The 16,078-nt window shown below is 63.6% G+C and carries 18 protein-coding genes; 9 read left to right on the plus strand and 9 right to left on the minus strand.

Annotated elements, in window-relative coordinates:
* Positions 1–132: 132 nt before the first annotated feature.
* The 7 genes from WBA38_RS03330 to WBA38_RS03360 all read right to left on the minus strand — a co-directional run bounded on the left by WBA38_RS03330 (position 133) and on the right by WBA38_RS03360 (position 5,228).
* Positions 133–1,110: a hypothetical protein gene (locus tag WBA38_RS03330; protein ID WP_424322036.1), complete on the minus strand. Its 978-nt coding sequence runs from the start codon at positions 1,108–1,110 to the stop codon at positions 133–135.
* Complete coding sequence (locus WBA38_RS03335) at positions 1,103–1,702, minus strand: signal peptidase I (protein WP_424322037.1); 600 nt, start codon at positions 1,700–1,702, stop codon at positions 1,103–1,105. The genes WBA38_RS03330 and WBA38_RS03335 overlap by 8 nt, the downstream gene beginning before the upstream one ends.
* 7 nt (positions 1,703–1,709) lie before the next feature.
* The gene (locus WBA38_RS03340) at positions 1,710–2,378 is read right to left on the minus strand and encodes a SipW-dependent-type signal peptide-containing protein (RefSeq protein ID WP_424322038.1); all 669 of its coding nucleotides are present in this window, start codon (positions 2,376–2,378) and stop codon (positions 1,710–1,712) included.
* A gap of 42 nt (positions 2,379–2,420) precedes the next feature.
* Positions 2,421–3,311 (minus strand): signal peptidase I, encoded by an 891-nt coding sequence (locus WBA38_RS03345; RefSeq protein WP_424322039.1) that lies wholly within the window; start codon positions 3,309–3,311, stop codon positions 2,421–2,423.
* Positions 3,308–3,847, minus strand: coding sequence for a hypothetical protein (locus WBA38_RS03350; protein WP_424322040.1), 540 nt, complete (start codon positions 3,845–3,847; stop codon positions 3,308–3,310). The genes WBA38_RS03345 and WBA38_RS03350 overlap by 4 nt, the downstream gene beginning before the upstream one ends.
* A 22-nt stretch (positions 3,848–3,869) precedes the next feature.
* A complete protein-coding gene (locus tag WBA38_RS03355; protein ID WP_424322041.1) occupies positions 3,870–4,367 on the minus strand; it encodes an alternate-type signal peptide domain-containing protein in 498 nt (165 codons plus the stop codon).
* A gap of 171 nt (positions 4,368–4,538) precedes the next feature.
* Entirely contained in the window at positions 4,539–5,228 is a 690-nt protein-coding gene (locus tag WBA38_RS03360; RefSeq protein WP_424322042.1) for a hypothetical protein, read from the minus strand.
* Positions 5,229–5,757: 529 nt separating this feature from the next.
* Here WBA38_RS03360 and dnaK point away from each other — a divergent pair.
* From dnaK to WBA38_RS03385, 5 genes are all read left to right on the plus strand, one after another.
* Entirely contained in the window at positions 5,758–7,602 is a 1,845-nt protein-coding gene (gene dnaK / locus WBA38_RS03365) for a molecular chaperone DnaK (RefSeq protein ID WP_424296318.1), read from the plus strand.
* Positions 7,599–8,138, plus strand: coding sequence for a nucleotide exchange factor GrpE (gene grpE / locus WBA38_RS03370; protein ID WP_424296320.1), 540 nt, complete (start codon positions 7,599–7,601; stop codon positions 8,136–8,138). The genes dnaK and grpE overlap by 4 nt, the downstream gene beginning before the upstream one ends.
* Positions 8,139–8,245: 107 nt before the next feature.
* Complete coding sequence (dnaJ, locus tag WBA38_RS03375) at positions 8,246–9,418, plus strand: molecular chaperone DnaJ (protein ID WP_424295062.1); 1,173 nt, start codon at positions 8,246–8,248, stop codon at positions 9,416–9,418.
* Between the two features lie 6 nt (positions 9,419–9,424).
* Positions 9,425–9,844 carry a heat shock protein transcriptional repressor HspR gene (locus WBA38_RS03380; protein ID WP_424295064.1) on the plus strand — a complete coding sequence of 140 codons (420 nt, stop codon included), beginning with the start codon at positions 9,425–9,427 and terminating at the stop codon, positions 9,842–9,844.
* 64 nt (positions 9,845–9,908) lie between these two features.
* A complete protein-coding gene (locus WBA38_RS03385) occupies positions 9,909–10,307 on the plus strand; it encodes a DoxX family protein (protein WP_424295066.1) in 399 nt (132 codons plus the stop codon).
* 162 nt (positions 10,308–10,469) lie between these two features.
* Here the strand turns inward: WBA38_RS03385 and WBA38_RS03390 are convergent, their stop codons facing one another.
* Positions 10,470–11,624 carry an FAD-binding oxidoreductase gene (locus WBA38_RS03390; protein WP_424322043.1) on the minus strand — a complete coding sequence of 385 codons (1,155 nt, stop codon included), beginning with the start codon at positions 11,622–11,624 and terminating at the stop codon, positions 10,470–10,472.
* Between the two features lie 134 nt (positions 11,625–11,758).
* On the opposite strand from WBA38_RS03390, the gene WBA38_RS03395 reads away from it, so the two are divergent.
* Together WBA38_RS03395 and WBA38_RS03400 are read left to right on the plus strand one after the other, a co-directional pair.
* A complete protein-coding gene (locus WBA38_RS03395) occupies positions 11,759–12,880 on the plus strand; it encodes an amidohydrolase family protein (protein ID WP_424322044.1) in 1,122 nt (373 codons plus the stop codon).
* 37 nt (positions 12,881–12,917) lie between these two features.
* Positions 12,918–13,787 (plus strand): SDR family oxidoreductase, encoded by an 870-nt coding sequence (locus WBA38_RS03400; protein WP_424293412.1) that lies wholly within the window; start codon positions 12,918–12,920, stop codon positions 13,785–13,787.
* Here WBA38_RS03400 and WBA38_RS03405 read toward each other — a convergent pair.
* Positions 13,772–14,350, minus strand: a complete 579-nt coding sequence (locus WBA38_RS03405; protein WP_424293411.1) for a TetR/AcrR family transcriptional regulator — start codon at positions 14,348–14,350, stop codon at positions 13,772–13,774. The genes WBA38_RS03400 and WBA38_RS03405 overlap by 16 nt on opposite strands.
* Positions 14,351–14,499: 149 nt before the next feature.
* On the opposite strand from WBA38_RS03405, the gene WBA38_RS03410 reads away from it, so the two are divergent.
* A complete protein-coding gene (locus WBA38_RS03410) occupies positions 14,500–15,339 on the plus strand; it encodes a sulfurtransferase (protein WP_424293410.1) in 840 nt (279 codons plus the stop codon).
* Complete coding sequence (locus WBA38_RS03415) at positions 15,339–16,019, plus strand: response regulator transcription factor (RefSeq protein WP_424293409.1); 681 nt, start codon at positions 15,339–15,341, stop codon at positions 16,017–16,019. Before WBA38_RS03410 ends, WBA38_RS03415 begins: the two co-directional genes overlap by 1 nt.
* Positions 16,020–16,078: the final 59 nt, after the last annotated feature.

The following is a 16,078-nucleotide window of genomic DNA, read 5'->3' on the forward strand; positions in this document are numbered from 1 at the left end:
GTCCCGAGAAGCGGTGGGGCGATAGGGAAGCGGGCTGCGAGGGCTGAGTCATCCGCTTCCGCAAACAAAATAGCGATGGACGCTCGGCCGGTAATCGGCCAAACGTCCATCGCTAGTTTTGTTTGACGCGCGCTACGAGACTGCGCAGGTGTCCGGGTTGACCTTCTTCACTGCGCCGTCAGCAGTGGTGATGGTGACTTCGTTGCCTCCGACATTGACCTTGTCGCTCGGAGCCTTGTCAGCGGAACACGACTCAACGCCGTCCTTGTAAATGGTGAAGCCTGCAGCTTCGCCAGCAACACCGACGCTGACGGTGATCTTCGGCTCGGGTGCCGGAGTGGAGGGCTCGGTGGTTGCCGGTGCCTCAGACGACGGGGTGCTCGGGGCGGACGACGGCGTGCTTGGTGCTGAGGGCGGCGTTGACGACGGAGTCTCAGACGGTGCGGCCGAAGGTGTCGAGGAACTAGGGGACGGAGTCGATGGGCTCGCTGCATCGCTTGAACCAGGAGGTGCGGTACGGGAGGCGCCGTTGCTAGTCCGATGGGCGGGAGTGCCGGGATTCCAATCCGCTTGTTGCTGCCAATCCGCAATATCCTTGTTGCCGTTGAAACCTGTGCTTTGGCCGGTGCAATAGGTAGTTGCTTCCCAATTCAGGACAAACCACTCACTGAAGCCTTCGGAGATTTCGCCAGTCGAGATGTTCTGTGTTCGTACGCGCGCGTACGAGTAAACCTTGCCCTTAAAGGTTCCTCCGTTGATCTGCAGATTCCCGGAGTTAGGGCTCGTCACAGTGCTGGATTTGTATGCGGAGCCGCCGCTGCTAGACGACACTTCGACGACGTACTTGAAATCTGGCCCTAGGTTGTTCCACCGCAGTTCGACCTTGTTGGTACCAGTCTGGCCACTACATGCCAGGCCACTGATAATTGGAACCGGCGCAAAGTTCTGGCTCGCGATCTGCGAAGCATCGGCGTTCGCAGCATCAGTACCGGCGGCCATGGTGTCGGCAGTCTGCATCACACCGAGTGCGATGGCGGCGGTGCCTCCGATAGCGAACAAGGCCCGCTTGGACGGGACCTTGCCGCGGATAGTTTGAAGAATGTTAGCCACAGTTGGCCTCCTGAAGCTCGGGCTCGCTACTGTCTGCGGGCTCGGCGGATGATTCGGTCTGGGGTGCGTCGTCGGACGCGGTGGTGCTGCCGGGTCGGCGGATGGGGCCAAACGCCAGCATCAACAGGGCTCCGGCGACGATGCCGCCGAGGAAAATCGCAGTCTTGCTCGACAGCCACGCCGCGACATAGCCGAGCAGCGGAACGCTGGCGATGATGTGGTCGGCTGCCGTCACGTTGTAGGGCTCGGGGTCGACAACGCGGTTCGCGTCGCCCTTCAGAGTCAGCGAGACACCGCCATCCACACCGGGGTTGATGCCCACGATGCGGTGGCTGATGCGGGTGCCTGCGTCGTTGTAAACACTCACGACATCGCCGACCTTGAGATCTTGCGCGTCGACGCTGTGCGCGATGGCGAGCGAACCGGTCGGAATGTCCGGGGACATAGAACCGGATCGGAACACCAGCGGTGTGATACCAAACAGCATGGAAGCGATGGCTACGACGATGCAGGTCAGTCCCAGCACCGCGCCGACGTTGAGCGCGAGCTCATGTCGGGAGCGGCGCTGCGGCTGATCGTTTTGCTGACTCATCGCTGCATCACGCCTGAGTGGCCACGAACTGGAAGTCGATCGAAACCGCTGACATGCGTGCCGTTACTGGTGCGCCCGAGCTCAGTGTGGCCTGGATGCAGAGGTTCTCGGTGGCCGCCACGTTGACAGGGCGCGCAGTGGTCACAAGGTTAACCGGTGAGCCGAGAGCCATTGTGCCGGTGCCGATCTGAGTGCCGCCGGTGCAGCTGCCGCCACTTGCGGACCCTCCGGCGTACACCGTCACCGTGAGGTTCGAGGCGAAGTCGCTGGCCGACGGAACGGTACCTGCGGGCATCACGTTGGCTGGCGGAACAAACGTTCCGGCGTCGGCTGCGACAGCCTTCATCGTGTACGTGAAGTTGCTCGCGCCGAGGTTGTTGACAGGCAACATCGCGGCGGTGCTGTCGCCCTTGCCAAGGTTGATCTTATTCAGCGACGTGAAGCCGAGGGTCGGGCGCTTGCTGTCGAGTGCGATCTTGACGTCGACCGACGCGGTGGAGAACTGCCCGGTGGTGGCCGATGCGGTATCCGACCACGCGGCCATGGTGCCGACGGCACCGAGGCCGAGGACCATACCGAGCGAAGCGATGGCGCGAGCGCGCGTCCAGCCGGTTTCGCCGAGACGTCGACGCAGTCCCGACCGTGCGGTGTCGCCGGATTCGTGGGGTGAAGACATAATTGCTGCCTTGTCAGTTGGGAAGATGTCGGTGAGGGACATTTAGCGGACGACCGGTATCGGCCGGGTGGTCACTTGGCTGGGGCCGTCGTGGACCGGTGGTGATTGGTATTGCCTTGGCAGTTCGGGAACAGCCGAATATGCCAACTGACTACTGCCGACTTGCGGTGTCCCGCAGGCGTGGCACGTCGGTTGGGCGGGAACGAACTGTTCGGGTACGGCGAGGTTCTGAATCGCCTCCATCATCGGGTCGACGGTCGGTGGCGAGGGATCGCCATCCGGTTCGTCGTCGGAATCAGGTTGATCGCCGGAACCTGTGCCGTTCTTGCGGTCACGGAGACTGCTGATCCACATCCACAGGGCATAAACACCGAGTGCGCCGGCGGCGAGGAAGAGCAGAACGCTTCGCGTCGATCCTGAAAGGACCGAGTTGAGGCGACCGAGGTATGGCACCGAGTAGATGAGCCTGCCGCGAATTTGTTCCGCGACGAGTTGAGTCTCATCGGTGACGTTGTTGGCGTCACCCTTGGTGATGAACTTTTGAACGCCCTTTGCGTCGTAGACGATGCTGACGATGCGGTGAGTGACGACGGACGGATCGCCCGACTTCGGCTGGAACGTGATGACGTCGCCGGCTTCGAGATTTTCTCCCGGAGTCGGTTTGACGACGATCAGCGTTCCCGGCGGGTATGTGGGTTGCATGGAACCGGTCAGCACCGTGTAAGCGGTGGAACCGGTAAGTCGCGGGATCACCACAAGCACTGCAAGCAGTGCTACAGCGACAGCAAGCAGCGTGTACGAGGCGATGGTCTTGATCCACCAGATTGGTGGAGTCTTCTCATCGTCCACGTCGGCGGCTACCGTCGTTGCCTCGCCGGGACCCGGTAGAACCTGGGTCTCGTCGGTGTGGTGTGTCCCGCGACTGGAAATCATGCGCCCGCTACCGAATTTGCACCGAACGTGAACGTTGCATTCGAGCTCTGCGACGTCTGTGCGTTACTGGCGATGGTGACCCGCAAGCAAAGCACCTCAGTGGTGCCAGCAGCGACCTTTTGAGCGGCGAAGCTCGCGGAGTTGCCTGCACCGTTGTAGAGCTCAGTGCCGACATCGCCGGTGGGAGTACAGGCCGCTTCGTTTGCAACCTTGGCGATCCTGAAGGTGAGCGGCGCGGTGCCATTGACCTGGATGCCGTTTAGCTTGTACTGCATCGTCACGTTGCCGGAGTTAATGACTGGCAGTGCCTTCTGCACGCTGTCGCCGCGGCCGGCATTGGATTTTTCCATGCCATCAAGGGTGAACTGCTTGACGCCACCCTGACCTGCAGAGATATCGAGTTTGCCTGCGGTGATGGTGCCACCACCATTACTGGATGCGTTGGAGCTCCACAGTGCGCCGGTCTGCTGGAGGGAAAAGAATCCCACCAACAGAACCGCCGCGGCTGCGAGCGCCCACTTGATTTGGGGCTTCATGAAGACCTTTAGTGGAGGTGGATTACTTCTGGGTCAACGTGACCGTGGCACCGGCGAGGGTTGCGGTCTTATTCATGCCGAGGTCGTCGCCAGCCTTGGCCGGATCGAAAAGGATGGTGGTGCTGACGGTGTGAGGGCCGCTCGCAGTGACTTCTGTAGAGCCGCCACCGGTGTTGGTCACGGTGAGCAGGGCTGCGAGTTCGCCGGTGACGCCGCCGAGGGTCGGCACCAGGTCTGCCTTCAGATTGGTACCGATGAGTTCGACGTTGTAGATCGCGGTGTACTTGACTGACTGGCCCGGAACGATCTTGATGGTGGTGATGTCGGCGATCGGAGTGCCGTCAGCCCAAGCCCAGCCGCCGGTGTCCGGCTGCTGGGTAACCGTCATCGAACCTGCGGTGATGGTGCCGCCGCCGGTTCCGGGTGCGGTCGAGTTCCACGCGGCCATGGTGCCTGCGCCACCGGCGAGGATGGCTGCGGCTGCGGCTGCGGCGAGAGCGCCCTTGGTTGCCTTGTTCATGTGTTCCTGTTTCCTGTTCAGGGAAGGTGCCGGAAGTGTTCCGGCTCAAAGGGAGGGGTCGCGCGGAATTGCGCGGGTGGTCGTAATGACCTTCTGCGGCCGATAATCCAAGGTGACCGAAGTTTGTGGTTGGCTGACGCGACGCGCCGGCCGGGTTGAGATGCCTGAGCGCTACTGGTTTGCGACGACAGTTGCCGACGTGTTGAAGCTGCTCGGAATCAGACCGCCGAGGCTGCCCGATCCGCCGAGGCTGCCGAAGACACCGTCCAGGCTGCCGCCTCCGGTACCGCCGCCGTTTCCGCCACCGCCGGTGCCAGCGACTTCCTGGAGGAACATGCCCCAACCGGGGTTGATGTCGAAGCCCTGATTGGTCTCGTTCGAGGGCAACCCGATCAGGAGCTTCACCGACACGGGCTTGCCCTTGGTGAGGCGGCCCGACTCGGCGACCAGCTTGGCGTCATCGACTGACAACGAGGTTCCAGTGATGGAGACGGGCGAGCCGGTCTTGCCATCGATGTCTGCGCGCAACTGCGCTGTGCCGTTGCCAGTCACCTTCCAGAATGCGGTCAGCACGCGGAACTTGGCCGGGGCGTCGCAGGTGTTCTTCACCTGGAACTCGGAGTTGAGTGCGAACTTGCCCGGGATCGGGTTGATGGTGTTGTCGTACCGGAGGGAATCCTGGTCGCCCCAGGTTGCGCCACCGTCCTGCGAGAAGCTCATGCAGGAATCGTTGAGGTCGTCGCCCACAGCCGCGTTAGCAGCTCCGGTACCGATGCCGGCCATCGCAACCGCAGCAGCGCCGGCGGCAGCGACGACGGCTGCGCGTCGTGCAGTGGAAATCATTCGTGCGGTATTAGCCATGCCCAAATGATGGGTGGCCGGTCAGTTGTGAGGTATACGCCCAGAACGCACTTTGATGCCCAAAGTTGGGTTTTGTGCCGTACCCGGCCTGCGGACTAGAAACCTGTAACGCCATCGTTTTTGTAGGGCTGCCAGCACAAACTGACAATCTCGATAGTCTGAAATTGGACATACGTGACAGCCGCCACCAATCGTTCGGGTGAACGTGACAGGTCACATGATTAGCGCCGAATCCGTGCGCAAGCGCGTGCCGTTGGCCTAAAACACGCCGTAAAAGGGTTTCGTGAGCAGGCTCACATGGCTTTGAGCGGCATAAACGCAATTTTCCGGAATGTTCTCGGGCCTACCGCAGTTGAACCGATCGAGAAACTTGAGTGACTAAGACTCAACAAGGTTGACGGCGACCGAAAAGTCGATTAAACCTGAGTCGCAGGCGCTGAGGTTTCAAGATCAGCGAGACCAAACAGGCCTAAGCGGCCCCAAGAACTAACCGGCGCTCAACCAACTGCCGGATCTAGGAGGAACACACATGTCACGTGCTGTCGGAATCGACCTCGGCACCACCAACTCCGTTGTGTCGGTGCTCGAAGGCGGCGAAGCTGCCGTCATCGCCAACGCAGAAGGTTCGCGTACCACCCCGTCTGTCGTCGCCTTTGCGCGCAACGGTGAAGTATTGGTCGGCCAGCCCGCCAAGAACCAGGCCGTCACCAACGTCGACCGCACCATCCGTTCGGTGAAGCGCCACATGGGCGACCCGAACTGGTCCGTCGAAATCGACGGCAAGAAGTACACCCCGCAGGAAATCAGCGCCCGCACGCTCATGAAGCTCAAGCGCGACGCCGAGGCCTACCTGGGTGAGGACGTCACCGAAGCGGTCATCACCGTCCCCGCCTACTTCAACGACGCACAGCGTCAGGCCACCAAGGAAGCCGGCCAGATCGCCGGCCTCGAAGTCCTGCGCATCGTCAACGAGCCCACCGCAGCCGCACTCGCATACGGCCTCGACAAGGGCGAAAAAGAGCAGACCATCCTGGTCTTCGACCTCGGTGGCGGCACGTTCGACGTCTCGCTGCTGGAAATCGGCGACGGCGTCGTCGAGGTCCGCGCCACGTCGGGCGACAACAACCTCGGTGGCGACGACTGGGACGAGCGCATCGTCGAATGGCTCGTCGACAAGTTCAAGGCCAGCGCCGGTATCGACCTGACCAAGGACAAGATGGCGATGCAGCGTCTCCGCGAAGCTGCCGAGAAGGCCAAGATTGAGCTTTCCGCTTCGCAGAGCACGTCCATCAACCTGCCGTACATCACGGTGGACGCCGACAAGAACCCGCTCTTCCTGGACGAGCAGCTCTCACGTAGCGAATTCCAGAAGATCACCAACGACCTGCTCGAGCGCACCCGCGCACCGTTCCAGGCCGTCATCAAGGACGCCGGAATCCCCGTCGGCGACATCGACCATGTGGTGCTCGTCGGTGGCTCCACCCGTATGCCTTCCGTGACCGAACTGGTCAAGGAACTCACCGGTGGCCAGGAGCCCAACAAGGGCGTCAACCCTGATGAGGTTGTCGCCGTTGGTGCCGCACTCCAGGCTGGCGTGCTGCGCGGCGAGGTCAAGGACGTGCTGCTGCTCGACGTGACCCCGCTGTCCCTCGGTATCGAAACCAAGGGTGGCGTCATGCACAAGCTGATCGAGCGCAACACCACCATCCCGACCAAGCGCTCGGAGACCTACACGACGGCCGAAGATAGCCAGCCGTCCGTGCAGATCCAGGTGTACCAGGGTGAGCGCGAGATCGCCTCGCACAACAAGCTGCTCGGCTCGTTCGAGCTCGGCGGCATCGCCCCGGCCCCGCAGGGTGTCCCGCAGATCGAGGTGACCTTCGACATCGACGCCAACGGCATCGTGCACGTCACCGCCAAGGACAAGGGCACCGGCACCGAAAACAGCATCCGCATCCAGGACGGATCGGGTCTGTCGAAGGAAGAGATCGACCGCATGGTCAAGGACGCCGAAGCTCACGCTGAGGAAGACCGTGTCCGTCGTGAAGAGGCCGAGACCCGCAACCAGGCCGAGTCGCTGGTCCACCAGACCGACAAGTTCCTGAAGGACAACGAGGACAAGGTCCCCGCCGACGTCAAGGACAAGGTCACCGCGGCCATCAGCGAAGCCAACGAAGCGCTCAAGGGCACCGACACGGCAGCGATCCGTGCGGCCATCGAGAAGCTCTCGGAGGAGTCGCAGGCCATGGGCCAGGCAATCTACGCGAGCGCCCAGGCCGAAGGTGAAGCCGCTGGCGCTGCAGGCGACGCCGGTGCCGACGATGTTGTCGACGCTGAGGTTGTGGACGACCCAGCCGACGGCGAGAACAAGTGACGGCCGGTAACAACGCCGACGAACCGGTCACGGTGACCGATACGGACACCGATCAGGCTGGTGCCGCTGCCGAAGAAGCAGCGGCCCAGCCGACCGGCGACGAGGCGGCCCCGGCCGACCCGCAGGTTGCCGAACTTACCGAAGCACTGCAGCGGGAGCGGGCACAATTCGCCAACTTCCGTCGCCGCAGTGCCGAAGAGGCCCTGCTGTCCGTCGACCGCGGCAAGCAGTTGCTCGTCGAGAAACTGCTGCCCATCCTCGACGACTTCGACCGTGCCCGCGAGCACGGCGACCTCGAAGAAGGACCGCTGCGGGCCTTCGCCGACAAACTCGGCGACATCCTGACCAGCGAAAAGCTCGCCCCCTTCGCCGCGCCCGGCGAAGCCTTCGACCCGGAACTGCACGAAGCAATCCAGGACGACAGCAGCGGCGACGCACAGGTGATCGGCAACGTCTTCCGGACGGGATACCGTCTGGGCGACAAGGTGATTCGCCACGCAATGGTGACGGTCACTGATCCGGCACCGAGCGAATAACGCAGCATGTGGGCGCGGGGGCGACGCACCGGGTTCTCCCGGCGCCGCCCCGCGACCCGCTGCACACACATACTTTGCACACACAGACTTTTAGGAGGTGACGCCTGATGGCACCACAGCGTGAATGGCTCGAACGGGACTTCTATGCAGACCTCGGCGTTTCTTCCGACGCCACTGCCGACCAGATTAAGAAGGCCTACCGGAAACTCGCTCGAGAGTTGCACCCGGATGCCAATCCGGGCGACAAAGCGGCCGAGGAACGATTCAAAAAGGTCTCCGAGGCGCACAGCGTGCTGTCCGACGACACCAAACGCAAGGAATACGACGAAGCCCGCACCCTGATGTCGTCCGGTCGCTTCCGCGGCGGCAACGGCGGCGGATTCAGTGGCGGCGGTGCTGGCGGCTTCGACATCGGCGACCTCTTCGGCGGTGGCGGCAGCGGCGGCGGAGGCGGCTTCGGCGATATCTTCGGTGACCTTCTCGGGAACCGCGGAGGTCGTGCGGGCGGCAGCACTGGCGGAGCACGCCAACGTCGTGGCAACGACCTCGAAACCGAAACGACGCTCGCCTTCCGCGACGCCGTCCAAGGCACCACGGTCACGCTGCGGGTCACCAGCCCGTCGCCGTGTACCAAGTGCCACGGCAGTGGAGCCAAGCCGGGCACCAGCCCGCGCACCTGCCCCACCTGCAACGGGTCGGCGTTCGTCACGCGGAACCAGGGACACTTCGGCTTCTCCGAACCGTGCCCCGACTGCCAGGGCACCGGTACCAAGATCGACGACCCGTGCCCCGACTGCCAAGGCTCCGGCATCACCGTGCGACCGCGAACCATCAACGTTCGCGTCCCGCAAGGTGTGGAAGACGGCCAACGGATCCGACTCGCCGGACAAGGCGAAGCCGGGATGCGCGGTGCGCCGTCCGGCGATCTATACGTGACCGTGCACGTGAGCGCCGACAAGGTCTTCACCCGCAACGGCAACGACCTCAAAGTGCAGTTGCCGGTCTCGATCTCCGAACTTGTCCTCGGTGCCACCGTGTCTGTTCCGACGCTCGACGGTAGCGTCGGAGTCAAGATCCCGTCGGGCACCTCGGACGGTCGGACATTGCGGCTCAAGGGCCGCGGCGTCCCGAAGCGGTCGGGTGGCTCGGGCGATCTGCTCGTCACCGTGAAGGTGTCGGTGCCGACCAAGCTCGACGACGCTGCCGTCGAAGCGATGAAACAGTACGCGGAGGCCGAAAAGGCCAGCGGCTTTGACCCCCGCGCCGGTTGGGGAAGGTGATGACCCATGGCAGGCGACAACAACCCACGAAACGACAAGCCTGCGCGTGACGAGTTCAGTGACGCCGCCACATTCATGATTTCTGTGGCGGCGGAACTGGCTGGCATGCACGCCCAGACGCTCCGCACCTACGACCGTCTCGGCCTCGTGACCCCGCAGCGCACGCGCGGCGGCGGTCGTCGGTACTCGAATCGGGACGTGGAAATGCTCCGCGAAATCCAACGCCTCTCACAAAACGAAGGCGTCAACCTCGCGGGCATTAAACGGATCATTGAGCTCAGCGACGAAGTGGACGCACTGCGTCAACGGGTCGCCGACCTGACCCGCCAAGCCGAGTCTGCCCCTCGCCGACACGGGGAACTCGTTCAGGTCCCTAGGACCAGCGCGCTGGTGGTGTGGCAGCCGCGGAGTAAGCGTTCGCGCTGACGGCAACGCTCAGGAACCGTGATTACGCTGAGGGTCGCAGGACATACCGAAAGGATCGTTTTCTATGAGTTTGTTCCGTGCCGCCACCCGCGCCATGACGGGCGTCCCGTACATCATGCTTGGGTACGACGCAGCGACGGAGCCGGGTGGTCGTGTTGGCCAGGCGGCACCGCTCCTTGATCAGGCGCGCGCCGTGGTGCCGATCCCCCTCGACAACGAGACCATTGTCCGCGCTAACGGTGCCGCGATGGCGGTCGGCGGCGCCATGATTGCCTCGGGTGTGGGTGCACGTGCCGGAGCCGGTCTCATCGCCGCATCGCTTGTCCCCACCACCGCAGCCGGTCACCCCTTCTGGAAAATTGACGACCCCATGCAGCGCAAAATGCAGAAGGTCCAGTTCCTGAAGAATGTCTCTCTCCTTGGCGGGTTGCTGATCATCGCCGCAGGTGCCGGGAAGCGCTGACTCTGTTAAGCAACAACGGGTCCTTGCCTAGTGCAAGGGCCTGTTTTGTCTGTGGTGGTCGCTCCGCTCCGGAGCATTGTCGCAAGCGTCCCCGACAGCACTCACCGCGGACAAATAGCCCGCGGTGACCTCTCACGGGGACGCTTGCGTTCCTTCGCGGTGCTAATTCAGCGGGTCATGGATGATCGCATCCGGATCCACGCCCGCGGCGCGGAGTCGCAACGAGGTGTGGAACACCATCGGGGCCGGGCCAGACAGGAGCACCTGGCGGTCGGACCAGTCGGCGTAAGCGGCAGCCACTTCACCCACCTTGCCCGTGCGTACTTCCAGGCCCCACTGTCGGGGGTCGGTGGCACCGGTAAGCCACCAGGGGTCTTCGGTTCTCTCGACGACAGCCGTGACGCGCAGCCACGGGTTCGTGGCCGAAAGCTGTTTCAGCACACCGAGTTCGTACAGCTCGCCGGGGTATTGGGCACCGTAGAACAGATGGACTGGTTTGGCGTCCACGTACCGCGATAAGTCGATCAGCAAGGCGCGCAGCGGTGCCAATCCGGTACCGCCAGCCACCAGGAGGGCCGGTCGGGTCGGATCAATCCGCATCGCACCGTGCCGCTGCGCAAAGGTCCACACGTCGCCGACCTCGGTGTCGTTCACGATCGACCGACTCACGCGGCCGCCCGGGACGGCACGCACGTGGAACTCCAGCTCCCCGCGCTCGTTAGGCGGGATCGATGGCGACAAATTGCGCCACGTCCGCGGCCACTGCGGGATCTGCGTCTCCAAATACTGGCCCGTCGCGAAATTGGGGCGCGGCCCGGTAACAATGAGTCGGACGACCGCGCGTTCACGGGTAATCCTGAACTTTTCGACCACGCTGGCCTGCCAGAGCGCGGGGTCGTGGGCGCTCTCGGCCGCCCCGCGCATCACGCCCGTCGTCAGCATCATGGCCTGGCTGACCGCTTCTTGGGCGGCGGTGGTCCAGCGCGGCCCAAACGCAAACGCGAACTCCGACAGCAGCGCCTCGTAGATCAGCCAGTAGTGCTCGCTGGTGACCCCGTACTTGCGGTGGTCGCGGCCCAACTGGGCCAGAAACTCAATGAGTTCGTCGTGCCCGTCGGGAGCCGGAATCGCGTCGAGCACGTGCACCAGCACATCGGTGAAAGACGTTCGCAGCCCGGCCATCTCAGCGGGAAACAATTCGCGCACGGCCGGCTCCATGGCAAACATGCGGGCAAAGACGCTGCGTCCAAAGCGGTCCGGATCGCTCGTCACCAAGGCTCGGGCGTAGGCCAGGATCGGCTGCTCGGGCACAGGCACGCGATTCGCTCACTTTCCGCGTCGGCGACGGCAACGGACGCAACGGTCATTCAGGCAACCCCACTCTAGTCGGAGTGGCCGACGTCGCCAGAAATGTGCGGCGCGTCGAACCGAAAATATGGCACGCTGGCCATGTGGTGACGTTGGAGGGAATCCTGCCGGGGATCGTCGACGCGCACGTCCACTACTTTCATCCGACACGATCGGCGTGGGCGCTGCAGCGGTTCGCGCGGTTAGCTCAGGGCCCTGCGCGCTTTGCGCCCGCTCCGGTGCTGCGGTTGGCCGCGAAGGTGGGGGCCGTCGAAGACCGTCGCTACCGCATCGATCCGAGCATCATGGCCAAGCCCTACGAGCCCGCCCAGTACACCGCAGATACCGCCACACTCGCCAGGGTCGCTGGCGTGGGCATCACGAATATTGTTGCGGTGGAATCGCATTGGCGTCCGGCGAAGAGTCCCGCCGAACTGATGGAATCGTCGCTGACCGAAGTGGCTTACTTGGAGTCGCTGCCCGACGGTGCCGCCGCACCATCGAACGGGGCCATCGTCGCCGCCGCCGATCCCCGAGTGGAAGGCTTCGGTGCGCACCTCGACCGGCTTGTCGCCACCGCCGAGCATCTGCGAGGCATCCGCTTCAAGTGGGCACACCATCCCGATCCCGCAATCTTCGACTGGCGGCACCAATCCGACACCGTCGCCTCAAGAGACTTCCTGCGCGGCTTCGAGCAGATCGCGCGGCACAACCTTGCCTTTGTTTCATTCTCGTATTCGCACCAACTGGGCTACCTCGACGCGCTGGCGCGGGAATTCCCCGAGACCACCATCGCCATCGAGCACCTCGGGGTCCCCGTCGGTGTCTTCGGTCCGGCCGGAGTCGAAACCGGGATGACGGCGTCGGCGCGGGCAGAAATCTTGAACCTGTGGCGGGAGCGGATGGCGATGATTGCGCTGCGCCCCAACGTGGTGGTGAAAGTGTCCGGGGTGGGACTGTCGGTCCTGGGCTACGGAATGGGTACTGCGGGCAGTATCGGCTCACGCGCGGTACTCGCCGACATGATTGGGCCGCTGCTGGTGCACGTCGTCGAGCACTTTGGGCCCGACCGGGTGATCTTCGGGTCGGATTCGCCCGTCGACCGCCCCAACTCGTCGATCGACATGACGGTCGGTGCCATCCTTGACGTCCTCGGTGGTCGTGGTGACTATTTGCTGCGGCAACTCTTCGCTGGCAACGCGCAACGCGTCTATCGATTGGGGTAAACCCACCCAATTCTAGAACGTGTTCTAGAATTGCAGGATGGGTAAATACGTGGTGACCGGTTCCGCATCAGGCATGGGACTGGCAGTGGCCGACAAACTCCGCGCAGAAGGGCACGACGTCATCGGCGTCGACCTCAAGGACGCCGACGTCACGGCCGATCTATCGACAGCGGACGGTCGTGCACGGGCGATCCGAGAACTTCTGGCCGCCCTCGACGGTGTCCTCGACGGGGCCGTGTTTGCGGCGGGCGTTGGCCCACGCCGCGGCAACGAACGCACCACCGTCGAAGTGAATGTTCTCGGAACCACCGAGCTCCTCACCGCGCTGCGACCCAAGCTGGCGGCCGCAGGCAACGCGAAGGTCGTTGTTTTCGGCTCCAATTCGACGACGTCGACCCCGTTTGTGCCGCGCCGCGCGATCAGCCTCCTCGACGAGGGCAATACAGAGCGGGCCACCAAGATCCTGCGTCGCCGCGGACCGCTGTCGGGGCCGGCGGCCTATGCAGCGTCGAAGCTGGCCTTGAGCCGGTGGGTGCGGCGGGCGGCAGCATCGCCTGAATTCGCGGGTGCGGGCGTCCGCGTCAACATCATCGCCCCCGGACCTGTCTTGACTCCGCTCCTCAAGGCGCAACTCGAAGGGGCCTCTGGCAATCAGGTGCGTTCGCTCCCGGTACCGGTCCGTGAACATGGCACCCCGGAACAGCTCGCTCAGTGGGTGATGGTGATGCTGTCGCCCGCCGCCGATTTCATGGTGGGATCGGTCGTGACCGTCGACGGTGGTACCGAAGCGCTGCTGCGGACTAAAGACTGGCCGTCACCGATGCCTCTCAAGCGCGTCCCGAAAATGCTGAATGGACTGCGTCAGGCCAAGGGCAAGGGGCAGGTCGCGGACTACTCCGACGCCTGAGCCGTTGGCAGCGACACCGTGTAGTTGAAAATCTGGTCGATGGACCACGAAAGTTCCTCGTTGGAGACACCCGAGCATTGGTAGCCGATCAGCACCATCAACGATTGCGCGGCGATCAGTGAGGCCATTTGGGCGTCGCCGATCACGTCCGTCACGAACTCGGTGACGGCATCGCGTCGGGTTTCGTCGACGTGGACGACAGCTTCCGCGATCATGGCGTCCGTCGCTGACCAGGTGCGGATGGCGCGTTCGGTCTCGTGGTTGAGGTTCAGGGTGGCATCGTGGAGGGCGCGCAGCCGTTCGACCGGACTGCCAATGGTGCGTAATTGGGCGACGACGTTGGCGGTCGCTTCCGTCTGCCAGTGTTCGATCAGCGCGGTTTCGAAGTCTTTCCAATTCTTGAACGAGTGATAGAACCCGCCAGTCGTGAGCCCTGTTTCGGCGCAGACCGTTGACTGTTTGAATCCGCCGAATCCGTCGTTGGCGAGGACTCGCAAGCCCGCATCGAGGAATCTCGCGCGCAACGGATCAACGGTCGGTGAGGGTGCAGGCGGCACAGACATGTGTTGATTGTCCCACGTGCGTCCTTGTGAAACCTGAGGTGTTCGTTCGTACGGTGGACAGTTGTGGCGGGGGAGCGAATGGGTGAGAGCCGTGCGAGTGGGAAGATTGCGGTGCGTTCGGCTTCATGAAATGAAGGGGTAAGGCTCAGATGGCTTCGGAATCAACGGTGTTTACCAGCGTCGATGAGTTAGTTGAGGCGATGCTGTCGTCGCACCCGCCGGTGTTGCTCGACGTGCGGTGGCAACTTGGCGATCCGGACGGGCTCGTGCACTACCGCGAAGGGCATCTGCCCGGGTCGGTGTACGTCGACCTCGACACCGAACTGGCCGCACCTGCGTCGCCGGAAGCGGGGCGTCATCCGCTGCCCGCGATCGAAGACTTGCAGGCCGCGGCCCGCAAGTGGGGCGTCTACTTTGGTGCGCCCGTGGTGGTCTACGACGATTGGGAAGGCAAAGCTGCGGCCCGCGCCTGGTGGCTGCTGAAGTGGGCTGGCGTGGCCGACGTCCGGATCCTCGACGGTGGCCTCGGAGCGTGGAAGACTGCGGGCATGCGCGTCTCGACCGGCAATGCCACGCCGCGCGTCGGGAACGTAACCCTGACTGCCGGGCACATGCCGACGATCGACATTGATGCTGTGGCACGCCTCGACACCTCCGCAACATTGCTGCTGGATGCGCGTGCGCCGGAACGGTTCTCCGGCGAGTCCGAACCCGTTGACCCCCGGCCAGGCCGCATTCCCGGCGCCGTGAACGCACCGACGGGAGCCAATGTGACCGGCGACGGTATGTTCCGCCCCGTCGCCGAGCTGCGCGAACACTATGAGTCATTGGGTGCCACCGCCCGCGAAGTGGTGGTCTACTGCGGGTCGGGCGTCACCGCAGCTCACGACGTCGCAGCCCTCGCCGCCGCCGGGATCCCGGCAACGCTGTTTCCGGGGTCGTACTCGCAGTGGTCCAACGACGTCGACCGCCCGGTGGAGGTCGGCTAGTGCGGGTGCTGGTGGTCGACGACGATCCCGGCATTACCGAGACCGTCCGACGGACGCTGGTCGCAGAGGGCTGGGTGGTCGACACGGCCGCCGATGGCGTCGTCGGCCTGGAACGGGCGTTGACCGAGCCGTTCGATGTGATTGTCCTCGACATCATGATGCCGGGCCGCAACGGCTACGAAGTGGTGCGCGACCTCCGCAAGGCTGACGTGTGGACGCCGGTCCTGATGTTGACCGCGAAAGATGGTGAATACGACCAAGCTGACGCCTTCGATTTCGGTGCCGACGATTACCTGACGAAACCGTATTCGGCGGTCGTGCTGGTGGCGCGTCTGCGGGCCTTGGTTCGACGTGGCGCGCCCGAGCGTCCAACGGTCATGACGGCCGGTTCCCTGTCTCTCGACCCGTCGGCGCACATCGCTAAGCGCGGCGACACCGTACTGACCTTGACGCGCCGCGAGTTCGCGTTGTTGGAATTTTTGATGCGACACAAGGGCCAGGCGATGTCGAAGACTCAGATCGTCGACTCGGTGTGGGACGTCAACTATTCCGGCGACGAAAACGTCGTCGAGGTGTACATCAGCTACCTCCGCAAACGAATCGACACCCCTTTCGGCTGCCAGTCCATCCAAACCGTCCGCGGCGTCGGCTACCGCCTAGACCCCGACGGCGGCGAGTAAGCCCCCCGTCGCTCCGCTCCTCCCGTTCTCGCATGATGCGTCGATTCCCGCACTATGTC

Source organism: Gordonia sp. (in: high G+C Gram-positive bacteria), assembly GCF_049647785.1.
In the GTDB taxonomy this organism is placed as follows: domain Bacteria; phylum Actinomycetota; class Actinomycetes; order Mycobacteriales; family Mycobacteriaceae; genus Gordonia.